Below are 21,374 nucleotides of genomic sequence, written 5' to 3'. Positions count from 1 at the left end.
GTTATTGATTACGGTTCATTGTCCAATCTGCCAACTGGAAATCGTTACCACCATGCATACGTGCAATATTCAGACGATAAGCTTTGTACGTCTTTGTATTTGTAAAAAAGAATACGCGTAGTTGAAACCTTTCGTCAAATTCCTCCCCTTGTCTAGAGTCCAATAAGATCCATTTTCCACTTTCTCCATCAAGTCCCTGTAACGTCCAGTCCGTTGGATCCCGATCTTGAATATCATTAGCTGAACGGAGTGTATAACTGTTAGCAAGTACTTCGACAGGAAAATCCCATTGCAAATAGAACTGTCCCGGACTTGATAAAAAGAACTTTGTCTCTGGATTACCATCAAATACATATTTAGATGCTTCGACAGCATTTGGTCCACCCGAAGTTTCCTTCGACGCAGAACCTAGCCCTTTGAATTTTATGAAAAGATTTTCTGGCGGTGGGATATAGATAATCTGACTGACGAATTTGTTGAAACCGAACACATGATCAGGGTTCAATACATGAACAACAGCATTGTCTGTTTGGATATTTAATGAGCTGGTTTCAGTCGTTACCCAGTTACGGTTGAAAACAGATCTTCTCGTATCGGAAAAGTCAACAATCGTAGGACCTCCATTTATATAACCAGATGAAGATTGTTTATTTAATCCAATATGCATTGGATAGCCATATCGAATACCCCGTACGTCCTTGCCATCCTGGCTATTGAGGGAATCACTTGCAATTCTGCCTTGGATAATATATTGGCATAGCAGTGAATCCAGTATTTCATACTTAACTGAATTCAAATATTGTGCAGGCTTGTCAGAGATACTCAACGTATTGTTGAGGTTTTGAATAGCTAGTTGAAAATTGGCATTGGTCAACGCAAACAGTGTCACTGTGCTATCTTCCAATTTTTTTTGCAGACCGATTCTATCGATGACTTTCACCAAAGAATCATATATTCCAGGCTTACTTTTTAGATAACTATATAAATTACCCTTATAGATCGCTTCTTGGGATATGGGCGAATAATAGCCTTTGTCTTTAGCACAAGCATACAGCAGGACGGTAATAAAAAGTATATATACACCGCGTACAAATAGGTTATTTCTCATAATTAGTTCTTCCTTTACTTCCAATAAGCATTTTGTTCGATTAACTTATTTTGAGCGAGAATTTCTCGAGCAATTGGCCAATAGATCCCATCGTTAGCGATTAATTGTGCTAACTGCGGATTGTCATGTTTTATCTTTTCCCGTCGAATCATATCATACCATCGCTGTCCTTCACCCATCAATTCCCGTTTTCGTTCTAAAAATATAGCGTCAACCAAATCTCCATTTGTCGTCTCACTATAAACTTTAAGCCCTCTGCGTTCCCTAATTTCATTAAGTAGTTCAATGGCGGTCGATTTTTCACCCAAGACAGCTAAAGCTTCGGCACGTAAAAGCGTAATATCTTCCAAACGAGTCAGTACTGTCGCACTGGTAAATATGCGGAAGGTGGGATCCGAAGAACCTCCCATAATACATTTGATTTTGCTAAATATGGGATACTTGCCGTTGAAGTTTCGGAAATATACTTCTGTCGTAGGATTTCCCAGTGTATCGATACTAAACCGTTGGTCCTTCTTTTCGTTAAATGTTTTTAAAATCATTTCCTTTGGCATATAAATATCCGGTACGGTCTTATTGACAACAGGAGCAGCCAGCGTCAACTCTTCAATATGTCCCGTGAACGATGCCTCCACATGTGCCCATATATAAGGAAATGAGAATAGCTGCTCGGAACGCTTCTCAAAGAAAAATCCATTGCCATCCGTTAAAAACGAAGTAGACAGGTAATAGGCTCCCCCTTTACTATAATTGTCCATCACAAATTGTGAATAAGAAGCCGCATCCGCATAATTGGCTTGCCATGCAGCCAAATGTGCGAGGATAGCATATACCGAAAGTTTCCTGACCAACGCACCATTCCATCTGGAAGATGCTTCATTGTAGTAGTTCCCAATTTGCTGTTCATCACCCGTACTATAGGAATAAGGTAATAATTGAGCGGCATCATACATTTCTTTTTCGATCCAAGCGTACAGTTTTAATCGGTCCTCCTTGGGCTTATTCTCAAAATTTCCATCATGTGAATTCAGTATCAGGGGTACATCACCCCAAATGCGGACCATATTGAAATAAGCGTAAGCACGTAGAAATCGAGCCTGAGCCATATCCACCACCAAATTATTCTCCGTGTAACGCATATCTTTTTCTCTTACTCCCGGTGCGCGCTCCATAAAAATATTAGCAGCATTGACTACAGCAAACCAACGTCTCCAATTCGACAGTGCGTTCAGCGATTCATAATTCGCTTTGAGATCATTCTTAATAATTGCCTTAAGATCTTGACGGGTGGGGCTATCAAAATCCCCCGACCTCACCTCTCCATACAGCCAATAAGCATTATTATCGTCCAAAGCTGCTTTGGTTAAACCGTAAATCCCCATCAAACCTGCCCGCGTGTCTTCCAAAGCATTCCACATATTCTCTTCATTGACCGTTCGAGAAGAGTCTATATCCAGCATTTTCTTACAACCTCCCAGAAGTAATGAGAAAAATAGTGAAACACTCCATATGAGATGATATCTTTTCATTTATTTTCGTTTAAAAGTCAACTTTTATTCCTACCGTATAAATTCGTGGTATCCTCATTTTTGATCCAATATCATAACCCGTATAATCCACGATCTCAGGATCTACACCACTGTAAGATGTAATTGTAGCGACATTATTAGCAGACACATAAGCATAAGCATTTTTGATAGCTTGATTCCGGCCTGCCAAAAGAGATGTTAAGTTATAGCCCAGCGTGATCGCCCGTATTTTAAGAAAGGAGGCATTTTCTAGGAAAAGGTCTTGATCGGCCTGATAAGCAATAACCGTACTCCAAGGATTATACAAGGGATATTTGCCATAATCCCCTCTTTTTTCCCAATAGGTGATCTCCTTGATTGCATCTAGGCTTTTCGCACCTTCATTATTGATAAAATCAAAACGATTGGCCATTTCCTGATTGATGAGTTCCCGACCAAGATTATAATACATGTTCACCCCCAGGTCCCATTTGCCAAAGACAAAATTGTTGTACCAATTGCCAAAAACAGCAGGCAAACGATTGCCCTGCAGTTTCCGATCTTCATCGTTGATCATATTATCACCATTTAGATCCTTCCATATCGGATCACCTGCATGCAATTGAATCGCATTATAAGTCATTCCCTGAGGCACATCAGCATCAGTTTTGTAAATACCGTCGTTGGAAAGCAGCCAATATTGGTCTAAGGGTTTGCCAACCTCCAAAAGATTATTACCGATAACCAGCCTATCGAGACCGTTCGGTAATGCCTTCAATTTATTCTGATTATGGGATACATTGAGCGCTGTTGACCACTTAAAATTATCGGATTGAATGGGATCTAGTCCAACAGTCAATTCAGCACCGATATTCTGCACATTCATCCCAGCTGCATAGCTCGATTTATAGCCATACTCGCTATATGAAGGAATATTAATTAGGTGGTTCTTTGTCTGTTTCAAATAAACATCCAGTGAAACATAAAAATTTTTCTGTGTATTCGCATAGTCTAAACCCAAATTACCCTGGTCTATATAAGCCCATGGAATATGATAACCAACCCACCCCGATTCATACGGCCGTACCAACCCTGCAATCGCATTATAGCCAGCAATAAGCTGATTTCCCGTAAATCCCATTTGAGCGACATAATTAGGCCCTTGCGCAAAATCATCAAACACATTGTTTAGGCCGATACGTCCGACACTAAAACGGGCGGTAAGATCTTTCAGGTCAGTATTGGTCGTAAAGTAGCTATTTTTAATATTCCAATTTACCGACAAGGACGGCGTAAAAATCCAGCGGGCATCCGGTTGCGCATTAGAGGATCCGTCAGAGCGAAGCAATAGCGATGTTTCGACCTTATCCTCATAATTGTAAGTTGCTTTTCCATAAAATGAGACCAGGTTATGACGGATGCGATCTAAAAACTTAAAGATAAGCGCTTTCGGATACGCCGTCGCTTCGAGATAATTTGATTTCAGCGCATCGTCTTCCAACAGATTCACCTTAATAAAATCATTTACACCTTTATAAGCATAAGCATAGTTGTAGCGATAAGTATCCCATTGTAAACTATTGCCAACCAATAGGTTTAACGTATGGCTTTCATTTATATTCCAATCATAAAGAGCTTTATTGTCAAATACCGCCCGCTGATTATAACCATAGTAGTTTGAAGCAAAATTATTGGATTCCATCAACTTACTGTGGTAGAATTGATCCCGATACCCCTCATTATAATCGAGCATTCCTGTTGAAAGAAAATGAAAATTTCCAAAATCAAATTGCAGCTTTCCATACCCCTGCACAACGTTCGTCTTGTTATTATCAAAGCCTTTTTTATAATAGCTCAGGTACTCGTTGTAGACCTCCTTATTAGGTGACAAAGGCGCAGACAAATCTGGGAAATAGGCCAGCTGGGCAAATCTATCCCGCAGATTCAGGTTGCGATTTCGATCGAGCCGAGTGATATTTGCCTGCATAGAGAACGTTAACCAAGTCATCGGCCGCATATTCAGGCCAAACAAAGCATAATACTTATTCAATTTTACCTGGTCGGACACACCCTTATCCTGTGTTGAGCCCGCTGCAAATTGAAAATTTGCACGTGGCCCACCACCGGATAAATTTGCATTCAAATTGTATACTAAACCACTATTGTAATAAGAATCGGTCCAATCGGATCTCCCAAAATAATTCATATTAAGCGAGTCACTCAAATACACTGGATAAGAATCTCCATCATCATACTTGCCATTGGAGGTATATAAATCATAAAATTGCTTTCTGAATTTGTTTTCGTATTCACCATTGATCGTTGTGACATGTGGACGCTCAGCCAATCCCGTATACATGTTGATCGCTATCCGGTTGCTTTTATCGGCTTTATACTCTTTCGTACGAACGACGATAGCTCCATTTGCAGCATTAGGACCATACATCGCCACCGCAGATACATCTTTTAATACTTCAATAGACTTTACCATATCGATATTAATATTTGCAAATAGATTGGTCGCAGGCCCAATACGCTCGAGATTATACGTTTGTACGGCGTAAGCAAAGGGGTGTTCTCCGACCAAAGGAATTCCATCTACAACAACCAATGGCTGATTTTGAAATACATCAATATCAGAAAACAACGGCCTCGAGATGCCTCGAAAGTACATGGGCTGCTTAGTGCCTGATTCGCCGGACGGCTCAGTAACGTACAGTCCAGTGTTATTTCCTTTTAGGTATTGCTGCAGGGAAGAATAAGGTAATAAAGCTTGTTTCTTTAGTTCTACTGGATTTACTTGGCTAGTTTTAATCTGAAATATAGAATCCAATTTCGAAGTTCCAATCTGAAGCTTAAGACTATCGGACGGTGATAACACCTTATCTTGACCAAAAGCAAAAGAATAACAGGCACAGGACCACCCTAAAAGAATAAGCCTATCCAAATACCTCTTTTTAATCATGTACATATAAATGATATATAATTAGGTTATTTTTACTTTTCTACTATTACTGGTTAAAATCACCTAAAAAATAAGGCGAAATTTACTGATTTTTCGAGATAGGAAAATTGGTCGATTCCTCTCAAAAATTTATATTATGCGGTATCAAATAGAATTAATATCATAATTTAAGGTTTTAAGTATAAAATATAAAAACGTTTTAGCATAACACAACATAATGGAATGTTAAAACGGATCGGTTTGCTTAATTGGTCTACACTTATCTCACTTGGTTATAATGAAGATATATAGAAAAATGAGAAAAAAAAACTTTATGCGTTATTTTTTTTGTTTGCTAAACTGGTTTAGTAATTAACATTAAGCAATTTATAGCTCAAAAACTGGTTTTTTACATTAATAAAATATGATTTTGCTAAAATGACAGATTCAATTAATTTTTTTTCAAATTGTAACGTCATTCCGCAAATGAATCACAAAACGAATGGACAGTTTCGTACTTAAATGACTAGTAAGTGGATAGCACTATCCCTTCAGATCGCAGGGAAAATAAAAACCCCTCGTAAAGGAGGGGTGTGCATTATAGGATTTTATCTTTTACTCTTATCTATTCGGTTTATTACTCATCTCGAAGACTAATTCACCGCCATCTATAATGCTACTATAAGGTAGTCGCAGATCAGCTAATCTTCGTCCATTTAAAGAAACGGATTTAACGTAAATATTCCTTTCAGACTGATTATGGGCAACTATAGACAGGCTGCGTCCATTTTCAAAATTTACCTTTGCCGATTTTACCAGAGGACTGCCAATCCAATAACTATCTTCCCCAGGTGCAACAGGATAAAAACCCAGTGCAGTAAATAGATACCAGGCCGACATCTGTCCACAGTCGTCATTACCGCCTAATCCCGCATGACCATTATGGTACTGATTTCGGATGATTTGTCTGACACGTGCTTGAGCTTTCCAAGGATTCTTGGTGATGTTGTATAAATAAGCCACATGGTGGGAAGGCTCATTTCCGTGGACGTAATTTCCGATAATACCATCTCGCGTAATATCCTCTGTATGCTCAAAATACTTATCCGGTAATTCCATTGTAAAAAGAGAATCCAAATAAGTCTCTAAGCGCTGCTTACCTCCCATGACTGCCATCATTTCGGTAGGCTGATGCGGTACATAAAGGCTGTAATTCCATGAATTACCTTCAATAAATCCCTGTCCATGTGTATCCAGCACATCAAATTTCTCCTGAAATTTACCCGCTGAATCCTTGGGGCGCATAAATCCAATAGCGGGATCATAGAGTGATTTCCAGCTTTCAGCCCGCTTAGAAAATGTGTTATAGATATCCTCTTTCCCCAATTTTTTCGCTAGTTGCGCGATACACCAATCGTCATATGCATACTCCAATGTATTAGAAACTGATGTTCCCGATACATCTGCAGGAACATATCCCTTATCAATATAAGCACCGATCCCCTCATATTGACGCGTATTTGCTGTTTGAACGCACGCCGCTAACGCCGCTTCCGCATCACCTTTATAGACGCCCTTAAGTATGGCATCAACAATAACAGACACCGAATGATAGCCGCTCATGCACCAGTTGTCATTCGCATAATGCGACCAGATGGGCAACATCTTCAATACACTCTGGTCATAATGAGCCAGCATGGATGCCACAATATCTGCATTACGGGAAGGGTTGATTAAATTCAACAAGGGATGAAAAGCCCGAAATGTATCCCATAGCGAAAAAGAGGTATAATTCGTAAAACCTTTGGCGCTGTGCACCTCCTGATCCAAGCCTTTATACTCACCATTAACGTCCATATAAACCGTCGGCATTAAGCTGGCATGATACATCGCTGTATAAAAATTGACAAGATCTTCCTTGTTCAACATTTCAGCTTCTATCTTATGCAGTTCCTTTTCCCAAGCCTCCTGGCCTTTCTTCACGTACCCATCAAAATTCCAGTCGGGAGCCTCAGCCTCCATATTGGCCAATGCATTCTTCATACTTACAGGACTTAAAGCTACTTTCAGCAGTATTGCTTCGTGTGCCTTTGTATCGAAATCCAAATGAAGCTTCATGTTATGAGCCGCTAAATCGGGGAAATTATTGCGTTGATCGAACTTACGCCAAAAACCATTATAGACAGATTTCCCATCTTCATATTTAGCGCCATAATTTTTAAAAGCTTTGGATGTCTTTATAGCAAAATACACCGTACGGGTTCTTGACCAACCGTTTGTCTGACGGTATCCAACTAACGTAGAATCGTTCAGTACTTTCACAACAGTCCAAACATTTTTTCCTTCGTAATTATAGATCCCAGCAGTTAAATCAACAATTAGATGTGACGCATCAGACTGGTTGAAAGTATACCGATGTATACCCACTCGCGTGGTCGTCGTCAACTCTGCTTTAATCTGATGTTTATCCAGTAAAACACGGTAATAATTGGCTTCGGCCAATTCGTTCGTATGGCTATATGGAGATCGATAACCATCTTGAGGACGATCAGCTGTACCTGGATTTAACTGAACTTTACCTTGGGTAGGCATAATCTGTATATCACCAAGATCGGAGTGACCGGTACCGCTAAAATGCGTATGACTGAATCCCACAATCGTGGGATCATCATACTGATAACCGGCACAATATTTATAAACATCACCATTATAGCGGCCATTGACAGCATAAGATAGCGTATCCGTATCCGGGCTTAACTGTATAGCACCAAAAGGAACTGTAGCGCCCGGAAACGTATGACCCATCCGCGCCGTACCAATAAGCGGTTTAACGTACTGGACTAACTTAGTTTCCTGGGCCTTTAATACAAATGGAATACTAAGTAATCCCCAAAAAGCCAAACGTTTTATATTCATCACTTATGAATTATAATTTAGGATTTTTACTGTAATCCGTCCATAGCTCATCGATCGTCTTTCCAGTTTGTGCTTTCCAGAATGAATCGTTATAGCTTTTGCTACGCATTGCCGCATCCAATTTTTTAACAAAGTCTTTTTTTACATGCGTATTGATCCAATAGAGAAATCTGGCAGTAACGCGATAAGAATCGGTGTATTTCTGATTGTCGCTATAATCTGGCAGCTTCCAATTTGCACCTGCATTGTCAATTCCATCATCAAATCGGACAAAATCCGCTATCCCTTCCGTAATCCACCACGGACCGGCCCCATCAGGATACGCTTGAACAATATGCATTACCTCATGGGTAACTACGTCAATATCACCTGGATTTTTGGCAAACCATCCCGGGCTATAACGGACAATTCCGCCAGCCGTAGCAGCAACACCTTTGTAGTCTGGATCAATAACAAAAGACACTTTTTTTAGGGTCTTATTATTATATTTCTTGGCTAGTTTGGGGTAGTTTTCAAAATAAGCCGTAATGAGCCGATCTTTTAAAGATGGACTAAAATCTTTGTCCTTATTAATCCAAATCAATGTAAAACCACCTTTGCTGATACTATCAACATCCACAGCAACCTTACGGTCACTTTCTGTATGTCTCCAGTTATCTTGCGCGAAAATCGAACAAGAACAGGCCAAGCCAAAGATGGTAAGGCCTACTTTTAGATTTCTAAAGTTTATCATAACTCAAATGCTTATTTCTTTTTGTTCGATTTCACCTTGATATTTGATTGCAAATCTGTTGTCATAGAATATGGCACAGCATTTTTGGATGCTCCCCTAGTATAGTTAGGTTTTGCCCCCATATCAAAATGCAGTGCCCCACCTTCATGCAAAGCTTTGTGACTTAACCAGTTTTTTCCATACTCCTTACCGTTCATCTGTAGTGCATTTACATATACATTTTCGGCCGAATTCTTAGGAGCATCGATGATCAGTGTCTTGCCATTTTCAAACGTTAACGTCGCCTTTTTAAATAATGGCGCTCCAAGCACATATTCATCGGTCGCAGGACAAACCGGATAGAATCCTAAGGCTGAAAAAACATACCATGCCGAGGTTTGACCATTATCTTCATCACCACAATAGCCATCAGGCGTTGGTTTGTACATTCTGTCCATCACCTGACGCACCCAATATTGCGTTTTCCAAGGTTGACCAGCGTAATTGTAAAGATACGGCATATGTTGAATGGGCTGATTACCATGCGCGTACTGTCCCATATTGGCAACTTGCATTTCGCGAATTTCATGGATAATACCCCCATAATAGCTATCATCGAAATCTGGAGACTGAACAAATACCGAATCCAACATACGCACAAATGTTTTTTCTCCGCCCATCAGATCGATCAGCCCTTGAACGTCATGGAATACGCTCCATGAATAATGCCAGCTGTTTCCTTCTGTGAACGCATCCCCCCATTTCAATGGATTGAAAGGAGTCTGGAATTTTCCATCTTTATTTTTTCCACGCATAAGATTGGTCGATGGATCGAACAGGTTCCTGTAGTTCTGTGCACGCTTCGCATAGAGATCAATTTCAGCTTTCGGACGGTTCAACGCTTTTGCTAATTGATAAATTGTAAAATCGTCGTAGGCATATTCCAAGGTACGTGCCGCATTTTCATTGATTTTAACGTCATAGGGCACATAGCCCAAGCTATTATAATAATCAACACCCTTTCTACCAACTGCACTCATTGGTCCCTCGTTATTGGCCCCATGCTGCAACGCTTCGTACAACTTATTGATATCGTAACCGCGTATTCCCTTGATGTAGGCATCCGAAACTACCGAAGCAGAGTTGTTACCAACCATAATATCCGCGTATCCAGGACTACTCCACTCAGGTAAGAAACCGCCCTCCAAGTAAGCATTTAAGAGACCTTCCTGCATTTCCTTATTGATAGAAGGATACATCAAGTTTAAGAACGGATACAATGCTCTAAAGGTATCCCAAAATCCAGTTCCTCCAAACAAATAGCCCGGAAGTGTTTTTCCATTATACGGACTGTAATGGACAACTTTACCCTGCGCATCAATTTCGTAGAGTTTGTTCGGAAAGAATAAGGTCCGATACATGGTCGAATAAAATGTGCGCAATTGATCAATATCATCGCCTTCAACTTTAATTTTCCCTAACGTGGAATTCCAGATCTGACGTCCATCTTCTTTAACTTGATCAAACGACTTGTCCCCCAACTCATTTAAGTTTAATAAGGCTTGTTCGGCACTGATAAAGGACGAGGCAACTTTCACCTGAACGGGTTTCGTTTTATCCTTTACCTTAAATCCAACAATAGCGCCAGTGTGGTCACCTTTGATCTGGAGCTGGCCATCCTTTTTCTCTTTCCCTTCCCAAGTAGCAACATTTGCAAACGGTTGATCGAAAACCAAAACAAAATAATTCTTGAAATTCGCAGGCAGTGGACCACGGGCGTATTTTGATGAATAGCCAACGATCATATTTTTTTCAGGGATAATCTGAACTTCAGACCCCTTTTCATACGCGTCCAACACGATATAAGCGTCGTCTGTCTTATTAAACGAAATCCTAAACATAGCTGCTCGTTCCGTTGGTGTCATTTCCGCAGTGACATCGTGATCTGCCAGATAGACCGAATAATAATAAGGTTTTACGATCTCAGCTTTATGTGAAAACCAGCTCGCACGTTCATCTTGATCAAAGACAGGCTTTCCTGTCACTGGCATAATGGAAAAGACGCCATAATCATTCATCCAAGGCGACGGTTGGTGGGTTTGTTTCAAACCACGGATCTTATCAGCAGTATATTGATACTGCCATCCATCACCATTTTTTCCTGTTTGCGGAGTCCACATATTCATTCCCCAAGGCCGCGCGATTGAGGGATAGGTATTTCCATTGGACAACTCAAATTTGGATTCGGTACCCATTAATGGATTAACAAGATCGACAGCATCCATTTGCTGTCCTCTAAATTTCTGAGCCAAAACCGGTTTTGCGCAAAACAAACCAAAAGACAATAATGAACCCAGAAAAAGGCTTAAAGATTTATTCATTATTTAGGATATATAAATTATTTCTACTAAAACGTATTAGTAAAGATATAAAAAAGAATACTAAATCAAAACAAACCATAGGAATTGAGCCGGAAGGTCTTATGATTTTTACAATACAGGGGTTACAAATCGAGCTATCGCCGTATGCTACCTCCGGATCAATTTGGTTGAAATAATATATTCTTTAGGCGTGGATATCCCCTGATCTATTTCCTTTAACAAAACTTTCACACAAGTTTTAGCCAAAGGTTCTAATGGCTGTTGTATACAGGAAATTTTAGGGTTTAAAATATCAAACAACTCATGATCATCAAAAGAAAGCATCGGAAAGGCATAGTGATTTTCATCCGCTGGCCGCAGTGCTTTTAACCCAAGGATACACAGATAATTTGTCGTAAAAAAGAGACCATCTAACCCAGTCTGCTTCGCTGCCCAATTTTTCAACATACGCGCCCCCTTTTGCTTCAGTTCTTGATAGTGTAATTGCAGGATGCGAGGCTCCATACCGTAGGCTTCACAAAAATCCAAATAGGCACCTTTACGCCCCAACATTTGCGGCTGATCGGAATCGATGGTTACTAATCCAAAATCTTGGCAACCGATAGATTTCAAATGATCGCAGGCTTTTTTTGCACTAACGTCATTATCAATGTGCACATAATGGGTATCCACATCTGGAGAATTTCTATCAAAGACTACTAGTGGAACCCTATGTTCCAATATTTTTCGCTGATATGCTTCCAGATCTACTGTTGGAGCTAAAATAATCCCCTCCACCTTCTTTTCCAACATTGAATCGATGATATCCCGCGCATTTTGTGAATCTCCAAGGGTACTACTGTAGAGGACGTGATACCCTTTTTTTCGAAATAATTCCTCCACATACAAAGCAAATGGCCCAAAAAAAGAATCCCCGATATTTTCCACAATCAGACCAATGGTATTTGATCGCCCTGTTGCTAAACTCTTTGCAAGCGCATTAGGCTTATAACCAACTTTCTCAACGTAAGCAAGTACGCGATTTTCCAATTCCTTACTAATGCGAGCTCGCTCGGCTTTGTGATTGATGACTAATGAAACAGTGGATTTAGAAACATTGAGCTCCTGTGCAATTTCTTTAATTGATTTGGCCATAAAAGCATTTTCATAAAATTAAGGTGAAATTAGAAAATAAATATGAACATATCGGAAATTACAATTGATAGCAGACAATAAATTAACATTCCACTCTTTACTATACAAAAGAATTAGACTGACAATGAATAACAAACAAAGGCTCCTTTACCCCAAAAGATATTTCTGACTACATGTAGATTGGTAAAACATCACCCCAACTGCGGGTCAGTCTTCGAATGGCTTCCAGTCTCGACGCGACCGGCAAACTCACGTACAAATTTGGTATCCGCCGCATGTACAGTCACATCATACCAACCATGGATTTTGTGGGATTCCACAATCCATTTGATAGACATTCCTTCGGCAAGTACACTGGATTTCTTCCAGGTGCTGTAAGCGTTATCCACGGCATGTACACGGACCGGGTTTTTTCCATGATTATAAATCTCCAGCACAAGATTGCCTGTCAACTGGCCTTTCTTCCCGATTTCATAACTTGCTTTAACAGACAGCGGTTCGCCCTCTCCTTTGAATCCGCGCATGAATCCGTTTGGTCCATATACGGTCAGATCATAATAACCATCGCTAAAATCCGCTAAGTTCCAGTCAAAACTAAGCTGTTGCCCCGCAATAACAGCAAATGGCCAAAAGCTTACGCCATCTTTATAGCTGGGTCCACTATAGATATTAAATGGGCTATTTAGCGATTTATTGCCAAAGATGCGATTACCTGCTTCCATTGTCAGATGAATCTGTTTTTGATGTTTAACAAAAGACTCATTCACATAAAGTTCATACGCTAGCGCACTCGAGTTTTTCTGACCTTTTTCCTGTCTTGCCAGTAAAGTGGAATGACCCTTAGCCCGCAACCTCGCCGCCTCCTCTTCCGACCATACGTGAAAATTATTGGGTAGCGGTTTCGATTTTGCCTGATCAATAACATAGATCTGCTGATTCCTATCCAGAAAGGGTAAATCAACAACATCCGCTCCTTCAGCTTTTCGAAATACCGATGTCAAATCGCCCGTAATCGCCCGGCGCCACGAACTGATATTGTCCTCCTTCACCTGCCTACCGAGCTTTTTCTCAAAGAAATGTTCCATAAACTGAATGGTCGATGTAATATCGCAAATCTCAGAGTTTACCCACCCCCCTCTTGACCAAGGAGATGCGACAATCAACGGTACGCGGTAACCAAGTCCAACAGGCCCTTCCGTTGCATTGCCTCTATCCGCAACATCGGCGATCTCCTGAGCCAAACTCACATATTCACCACTATAATCTAATGTAGGTGAAGTTTTTCCAGAACGCTCATCTGCAGGATTAGGTGCCACAAAAGGTGGAACGTGGTCGAAATACCCATCGTTCTCATCATAATTGAGAATAAAGATAGTCTTCTTCCAGATTTCGGGATTCTCCGTCAGAATATTCAATAGTTCAGACACATACCAAGCACCATACATAGGTGCACTCGGATGGTCTGAGAAGCTTTGCGGTGCTACAAGCCAAGACACTGCGGGTAACTTCCCAGATTTCACATCATGTCTAAATTGGTGTAAAACATCTCCCTTAGGAACAGTAATCTTTTCACCTTCATGTGTCACCACGCTTGTCTCACGATAGAAAGAATCACCCTCATTCGTTTGGAAAGCGCGTTCATGCAAGGCACGCTGTTCTTTAGGAAGCTGCTGAAAAGCATGATCCGTAAGTCGTGCCAAATGTTTTTGATAGCTATTCAGCTGCTCCTTCTTCTGCTTGAGTTTATTCTGTGTTTTCTGGACACTCTCAGAGCTATTATTAGCTAATGCTTTTTCAAGTTCTTGAATCTCCGCTGGTAATTCTGCAACACGTCTACGCATAAAATCAAGATGGCTTTTCTTGAATTCAATATGATATTGTGCAAACCATTCCAAATTATTGTCCGTGAAATTACCCAACAGATCCTCACCGTCTAAGCCGCTTTCTATGCTGACTTCATTTTGGTAGACTTTCCAGGAGATCCCTGCTTCTTCCAAACGCTCAGGAAAAGTCTTCCAATGTGCCCAACGGTTAAAATAGATATCTGAATTCCGCACTAATGGCTTCGCTCCTTTATGTGGTACACAGGTTCCCGTCCAAAAGAAATGCCTATTGGTTGTTGTACCTGTAATAGACGAACAGAAATGCTGGTCACAGATTGTAAAGGCATCAGCCAATGCATAATAAAAAGGGATATCTTCACGTGTATAATAACCCATTGTCAAAGGGATCTCTTTTAAGCTCTTGCCCCCTGGGCGTTTAGCGTCGATCCAGTTATCATGCTTTCCATTGTTACGGGCTGCCATCTGATTTTCCCAAGAATGCGGTAAATCTCCCGTCCAGGCAGCATTTGAGTTTTTGATATCCAGTCGGAACGGCGAATAGGTCTTACCTGCAGCCGAGGACTGCAACCATACAGGGTTACCATTAGGCAATTTAATCGCCCGTGGATCATTGAATCCCCGAACACCATGAAGTGTTCCAAAACTATGATCAAAAGAACGATTCTCTTGCATTAATAATACAATATGTTCGGCATCTAAAAAGGTACTTCCTGTTATAGGTTCAATCGCCAATGCACGCTGTATGGCATCTGGCATAGCACTCTGTAAGCCAAAAACACCAGCTAACAATGAAGCCTTCTTAATAAAATCTCTCCTGCTATCCATAAATAAATTTGTTATCTCTCTACTAAATTCAATGGTCTAAAGCGAATATATCCATTCGCTGTCGTTTTTAATGTAACGTTTTTAACAAAAATCCCCGCAAACGATTGATCTCATCTGCGGGGATTGTTTTTTTCGAAGGAATTATTTCAAAAGCCACATCAATTGGTTGATTTCATCCTTACCGCCATATTGGCGGGCGAGTGCTTCATCCAGATTTTGTCCGTTATAGTTGTACTCACTGGCTGGATAACGCCAACGAACAGGTATTTTGGTTGGATCATCTGCATTTAAACTGGATTCTGGGTTGATTTTCCATTTTGGGTAACCCGTACGACGATAATCGTAGTAGGGATTTATTCGTCCCTGCAAGAAACTAGCTAAATACTTTTGCGTCATAATTGCCTCAATCTGCGCTTCTTTAGCAGCAGGGAATTGATTACCATAGGAAGCAGTAGCACTGGCGATATAGGCTTCATCCAAGGGCATATTGTGTGTGTATTGGCTAGTATTTGGGGTGTTGTCAGCAATGAATTTCATTGCTGACTCAATACCTTTTTTATACCAATTGACTGAAGACTCTGTAACCCATCCTCTTGCAGCTGCTTCAGCAACTACAAAACATAGATGCGCATAGCTGTACTGTTGCGTTGGTTCGCCACTTACGAGCTCAGTATAGCGATCATTCAATTTAGAATAATCGTTTTTCTTCTTCAAGTCCGCAATATCGCCAAATGCCAATGATGGATCAATACCAACGTATGCTTCGAAATCACTCACTTGCTTGCCATTGGCAATTTGCAAAGCTGATGGATTTGCATAGAAAAATAGCCTTCTATCTTTATACTGCTTCAAACGATCGATAATCTCCGTAGACACAACGGGATAAATAACGAAACTATTACTGATTTTATAAAAAGGATAGGTTTGACCACTTTTATCCGAGCGTACTAACTGAAAATTATCGGCATTCGCTGTGAATATAGGCTTGTTCGTTAGAATCGATTGAAACCGTCCCTTTAAATTCAAATCTGCATCAGCTTCCTTTTTGCTCAATTGGATCAGTACATTTAACGCAAAACTGTTGACAAGCTTTCTCCATTTTGTTATATCTCCACCATACATCGGATCGCCTGCAAATTTTGCTCCGCTTGCAAAGAGCTGATCTGCTTTTTCTAATTCATCAAGAATACCCAAAAAGACTTCCTTTTGGCTGTCGTATTTTGGAAAATATGTTTTGTCAGACTCCCCTTTTAATGCTTCTTTATAAGGTATATCTCCAACACTCATGGTAGCCTCATAAAATTTTACAGCCCTAGCGAAATACATTAATCCATTGTAGGAATTTGCTAACACATCTGTCGAAGCATACTGTCCCATAAAGTGAGCATCATTGATTGCATTCATCGATATACTCCCTTCACCGAATCCGTTATATTGATACCCTTCAACCAATTCCGTCCATGCAATCTCCTTTGTTAATAAATAGGGCTGCATAAATGATTTCTGAGTAGGCTGGTTCGCTAAATTTAATATGATACGAGTCGCTAACATCGAAGAATTCACTTGAACAGGAGTTTCCGGATTCGTGTTTATCTCATCAAATTTTGAACAACTTGCCAATGAGATTAAACTCCCCATGGCAATATATATACACATTTTTTTCGTTTTCATCTTAATTTTACTGGTTTTTAGAAAGTTACATTTAAATTAAAACCTATGTAACGCATAGATGGTGAGTTCAAATCTTCTGAACCTACATCTGGATCAGAAAAACGGTATTCTTTTGTCCAAAGAAGCAAATTCTGCCCAGTAACCCCCACACTGGCACGCTTAGCTTTAAATTTAGATGCTAATTTCTCAGGGACGCGATAATTGAGCGATAGCTCGCGAAGTTTAATAAATGTCTCATCCCAATAATTACGTCTTCCAGAATACGCAGATTTCCAATAGGTCTCATAAGAAACTACTTTATCATTGTCTGCAAAAACACGCGTGTCTTCTGCAATTTGTCCGTATTTATCATACGTAACACCTCCTGAAACGATCTTCACACCAGGTGCAACAAACGTTTTATTACCATTAACGACCTCTTCGTAACGATATGAATTGTCTGAATCAGGATGCGCACCCGTCTGCCATAAACGAGCGTTCATACCTGAATAAGACATTCCTTTTATTCGACCGTCAACACTCAAAGAAAGCGAGAAGTCTTTGTAACGAAATTGATTTGTCAATCCACCGAACCATTTTGGGGCAGTATAACCATACAACTGAGCAGCATATTTTGCAGATATTGGCATTCCCGAAGCATTGTTAACAATCTGACCGTCAGGCGATCTTTCCCAATCCTTTACTGTAATATAATCCGTCCTAGCTCCTGTTTTAACGTATAATGCATCTGCAGAATAAACAGGATCAAGCTTGTGGAAGAATTCCAAGTTTTGCGACATATTTAAAATAATATCCCATTGGAAATTTTCCTTTTTGATAGCAGCTGTACCCAATGTAATTTCATGACCTTTGGTCATTTTCTCCTCTTGCGTATTAATTAACCGCGAAGTAAAGCCTGATGACCCCGATATGGTTGCATAAGTTGTTACATTATGTAGTAGACGATAATAGCGGGTATAATTACCATAGAATCGATTTTTCCATAATCCAAAATCAAAACCGAACTCTGTTAAATCGCGCTGCGTAGGTGATATGGAGTAATCCTTGATTGAATTCGGATAAGAAGCGGTTGGCAATCCATCCCACACATTGTTGCTAATTGTAAAGGCCTGGTTTATTTCATATGGAGAAGGTACTGTCTTCGTAACGGCCCAAGATCCACGGATTTTAAACATATCCAACCAAGCTGGCTTATTTCCTATAAGATCACTTACGACTATACTACTTGAAACTGAAGGATAAAAATAGGAACGTTGTTCTTTAGATAAAGCCGAAGACCAATCGTTACGTCCTGTCGCTTCTACAAAAACAGCATTACGCCAGGAGACAGAAAGGCGTCCATAGGTGCTGTTGACCATTTCTTTTGTTTTACTTTCAACAGTCGACACTGGATCAATTGAGTTTCGAAGTGAGTAAAAACCTGGAATCGATAACCCATTGACTGTCGTAGCTGTAACGGCATTGTCACGTCGATAAAAAAGAGCACCGCCCACTAATCCGTCGAAGCCAAAATCACCAACTTTCTTTTTCGCTGTAAAGATTACGTCATTTGTTGTACTAAAACCATCCTGATTTTGCATCCAATACTTTCCTTTACTGTCAAAGCCGGAATATCCCCCCCTCGTACCATAAATGCCCATTGGATTGCGTTGCTCTCGTCTTTGTCCATAATAATCATATCCTGTACGTACCATCAGTTTCCCCCAATCAGAAACCTTATAATTCAAGGTCAAGGCAGCGTTCATCTTATTAACCAGCTCAGGGGTAACCTTCTCATAGGCCGTTAAATATGGATTATCATACCAGGCTTTATACATCCAATTTTGAGATTGATCTTTAATCAACCAATAATCTTTGTAATCCTGTAAATTATACTCAGGCCCAGTCCAGACGAGAATATTGTAAATATATCCCTGATCATTATATCCTGCGCCAAAATTACTTGTTGCTGAACGACGGTTATAGGCAAGGCGCGTTTCTATATCAACTTTTTCGCTAATCTTGGTCTGCCCAGCGACAGACATGTTTGTCATATTCAGCTTTTGGTTTGGATATTGCCCTTTATTATAGATATGATTGATCGACGTTCTAATACTTCCGTGTTCACCCTGATTGGTAAAACTCACGGAGTTATTGGATATAAATCCCGGCTCAAGGAAATTCTTAAAATTGTCCTTGCCCCGGGAAAGCAACTCCATCTCTTCTAGTTGTTTTGTCTGTGGGTTCCATTGTTTGGCTGTACGCCCAATATCCAGTTTATCTCCCCACACATAATCATCATTATTAAACTTTCCCCCTTCACCTGAAGAGTAACCATGTTGTACCTCGGGCAAAGCTAGATAACCCGAAAAAAACATGTTATTGCTATTGACGGAGATCTCCGTTCCTTTTTCCGCAAGTCCCTTTTTTGTCGTAATCATAATGGCCCCACCAGCCCCCATGCTACCGTACAAGGCCGTTGCGGTTGCACCTTTCAGAACGTTCATATCTTCGATATTATCTACCGGCACATCACGTAGGGTAAGATTTTCATAGGCGACACCATCGATCACCAAAATAGGCGTTAGTCCCCTTACTTGGATTTGGGGTGTACTGTTAAACTCCGTACTGTTCAAAACACGGACACCCGAAATACGTCCGGTCAATGTGGTTCCTACATCAACCCCCTTTACACGCGTCAGATCATCACCTTTAATGCTTTGCGTTGCATATCCCAGTGCTTTTTGTTCTCTCTTTATACCCAGTGCCGTTACAACAACTTCACCGAGCTCTTCGGAAGATTTGCCTAACTTAATAACATCAGCATTTGAAGCGGATACTTCACTTGTCTGATAACCAATATAGGAGATCAATAAAATGGCATCGTCTGCCACATTTGCAAATCGAAAAGTGCCTTGCTGATCGGTCGTTGTTACTTGTGTACTGCCTTTAACACGTACCGTGACTCCAGCGATAGGCTGCCCCGTTTCTTGGTCGACAACCTTTCCTCGGATCTCTTTGGCTGCATTAGAAACCGGCTTTTCGTTTTTAACCTTAGTATCGTTGCCCGTTTTCCTCGATATCACATAAAGCTTCTCATCAATTTTTTTGACCTCAAGATTTCCGTTAGAAATGGTCTGTATAAATTGAACGATTTGCTCCTTTTTCAGTTTATCAAGGTCGGCGGCTTCATTGATCTTTTGGTTCGAGATAGAAGCATCATAACCAAATTTGACGTTAAATTTCTGTTCCATTCGCGTGAGGAGTTTCCCAATCCCTTCACTGGTAGAAAATTGTGAGGCCAAGGTATGAAGTGCGAGCGACTGAAAGAGCAGTGCACTTCCCATAAGTTTTAAATAGTAATTGGTCCTTTTCATAAATTACTTCTTATAGATAATTGTTTGATTAAATGCGGTATTAAGCATCTTGAGTGACTTTTCTAAATCACTAGCAGGTAGATAACCCGTATAACTTTCAGTCCGGAAGGAATCGATTAATTCAAGATGACTATCGGGATAAAGATTATTTAGATCGGCTACGATCTGCATGAGTGGAACTTGATTAAATGACAAGAGATCACTCTTCCAGTTCGATGCAATGCTCGTATCCGCTTTGGCAACATTAAATTGTCTTTGTCGCATATCGTAGGCGACTTTTTGGCCAGGGGTAACAAATGAATATTGCCCGGCACGTGAGACCCGTACTTTACCATGACTCAACACGAGACTGCTACGTCCTTCAGAACAATTTAAATTAAATGCGGTGCCTAATACGCGTACATCAAAGTCGCCAGAACTGGCGATTACAAAAGGTTGTTCAGCATTCTTAGCTACTTCAAAAAAAGCTTCCCCCGAAAGCTTAATCCGACGTAAACTGTCTGTATCAAAATCTGACAACAATTCAATATGTGCACCTTGCCGAAGAGAAACATGTGTACCATCGGGCAATACAAGCTGCTTAACAAATTTTGTCGGATTGGAATAATGAACAATTTCAGAAACTTTATTAATCTCTTGTTGGCCCTTAAATTTAAATTGGAAGAGGCCAGCAAGACCGATTAAAAGTAAACAGGCAGCGGCGGAAATGACAGACCACCGTCTTTTCCAAATAGGTATTAAGCGCGGAGTCAATGACGAACCTGTAATTGTAAAGAAGATATCCTCGGAAGTCGTTTTATTTAGTTCACAATCGCGATTGTCCAGCGAAACTACCTCCTCGACATCTGGAAGTTCATCCCTGTCACAAGAAGTCAGTAAATCAAGAAATATGGCGTTTTCTTCGGGACTAAGTTCTCCCTTAAGGAATTTTTTATATAAAGCAGCTATTTTGGAATTCATCATTCTATGCCCATC

11 protein-coding genes are annotated in these 21,374 nt (G+C 40.4%); all 11 read right to left on the bottom strand.

Translation table 11 applies throughout. The features are described 5' to 3' along the window. Position 1 precedes the first annotated feature (1 nt). Positions 2 to 1,108: a fasciclin domain-containing protein gene (locus B3E00_RS10670; protein WP_293938383.1), complete on the bottom strand. Its 1,107-nt coding sequence runs from the start codon at positions 1,106 to 1,108 to the stop codon at positions 2 to 4. A 14-nt stretch (positions 1,109 to 1,122) separates the two neighbouring features. Next, positions 1,123 to 2,637, bottom strand: a complete 1,515-nt coding sequence (locus tag B3E00_RS10665) for a RagB/SusD family nutrient uptake outer membrane protein (RefSeq protein ID WP_293938382.1) — start codon at positions 2,635 to 2,637, stop codon at positions 1,123 to 1,125. A gap of 10 nt (positions 2,638 to 2,647) precedes the next feature. Then, positions 2,648 to 5,587, bottom strand: a complete 2,940-nt coding sequence (locus tag B3E00_RS10660; RefSeq protein WP_293938381.1) for a SusC/RagA family TonB-linked outer membrane protein — start codon at positions 5,585 to 5,587, stop codon at positions 2,648 to 2,650. Positions 5,588 to 6,181: 594 nt separating this feature from the next. Beyond that, positions 6,182 to 8,476, bottom strand: coding sequence for a GH92 family glycosyl hydrolase (locus tag B3E00_RS10655; RefSeq protein WP_293938380.1), 2,295 nt, complete (start codon positions 8,474 to 8,476; stop codon positions 6,182 to 6,184). 10 nt (positions 8,477 to 8,486) lie between these two features. After that, positions 8,487 to 9,209 carry a basic secretory protein-like protein gene (locus B3E00_RS10650; RefSeq protein ID WP_209577441.1) on the bottom strand — a complete coding sequence of 241 codons (723 nt, stop codon included), beginning with the start codon at positions 9,207 to 9,209 and terminating at the stop codon, positions 8,487 to 8,489. An 11-nt stretch (positions 9,210 to 9,220) separates the two neighbouring features. Then, positions 9,221 to 11,569: a GH92 family glycosyl hydrolase gene (locus B3E00_RS10645; RefSeq protein ID WP_293938379.1), complete on the bottom strand. Its 2,349-nt coding sequence runs from the start codon at positions 11,567 to 11,569 to the stop codon at positions 9,221 to 9,223. A 147-nt stretch (positions 11,570 to 11,716) separates the two neighbouring features. Then, positions 11,717 to 12,703 carry a LacI family DNA-binding transcriptional regulator gene (locus tag B3E00_RS10640; RefSeq protein WP_293938378.1) on the bottom strand — a complete coding sequence of 329 codons (987 nt, stop codon included), beginning with the start codon at positions 12,701 to 12,703 and terminating at the stop codon, positions 11,717 to 11,719. A 191-nt stretch (positions 12,704 to 12,894) separates the two neighbouring features. Then, positions 12,895 to 15,372, bottom strand: coding sequence for a phosphocholine-specific phospholipase C (locus B3E00_RS10635; RefSeq protein ID WP_209577435.1), 2,478 nt, complete (start codon positions 15,370 to 15,372; stop codon positions 12,895 to 12,897). A gap of 141 nt (positions 15,373 to 15,513) precedes the next feature. Then, positions 15,514 to 17,043: a SusD/RagB family nutrient-binding outer membrane lipoprotein gene (locus B3E00_RS10630; protein ID WP_209577433.1), complete on the bottom strand. Its 1,530-nt coding sequence runs from the start codon at positions 17,041 to 17,043 to the stop codon at positions 15,514 to 15,516. 17 nt (positions 17,044 to 17,060) lie between these two features. Beyond that, positions 17,061 to 20,399, bottom strand: a complete 3,339-nt coding sequence (locus tag B3E00_RS10625; protein ID WP_293938377.1) for a SusC/RagA family TonB-linked outer membrane protein — start codon at positions 20,397 to 20,399, stop codon at positions 17,061 to 17,063. Between the two features lie 3 nt (positions 20,400 to 20,402). Next, positions 20,403 to 21,362: a FecR family protein gene (locus B3E00_RS10620; RefSeq protein ID WP_293938376.1), complete on the bottom strand. Its 960-nt coding sequence runs from the start codon at positions 21,360 to 21,362 to the stop codon at positions 20,403 to 20,405. Positions 21,363 to 21,374: the final 12 nt, after the last annotated feature.

It is taken from the genome of Sphingobacterium sp. UBA5996 (genome assembly GCF_002429765.1).
Lineage (GTDB): Bacteria > Bacteroidota > Bacteroidia > Sphingobacteriales > Sphingobacteriaceae > Sphingobacterium.
The sequence above is the reverse complement of the archived record's forward strand: the minus strand, read 5'-3'. Positions and strand labels throughout refer to the sequence as shown.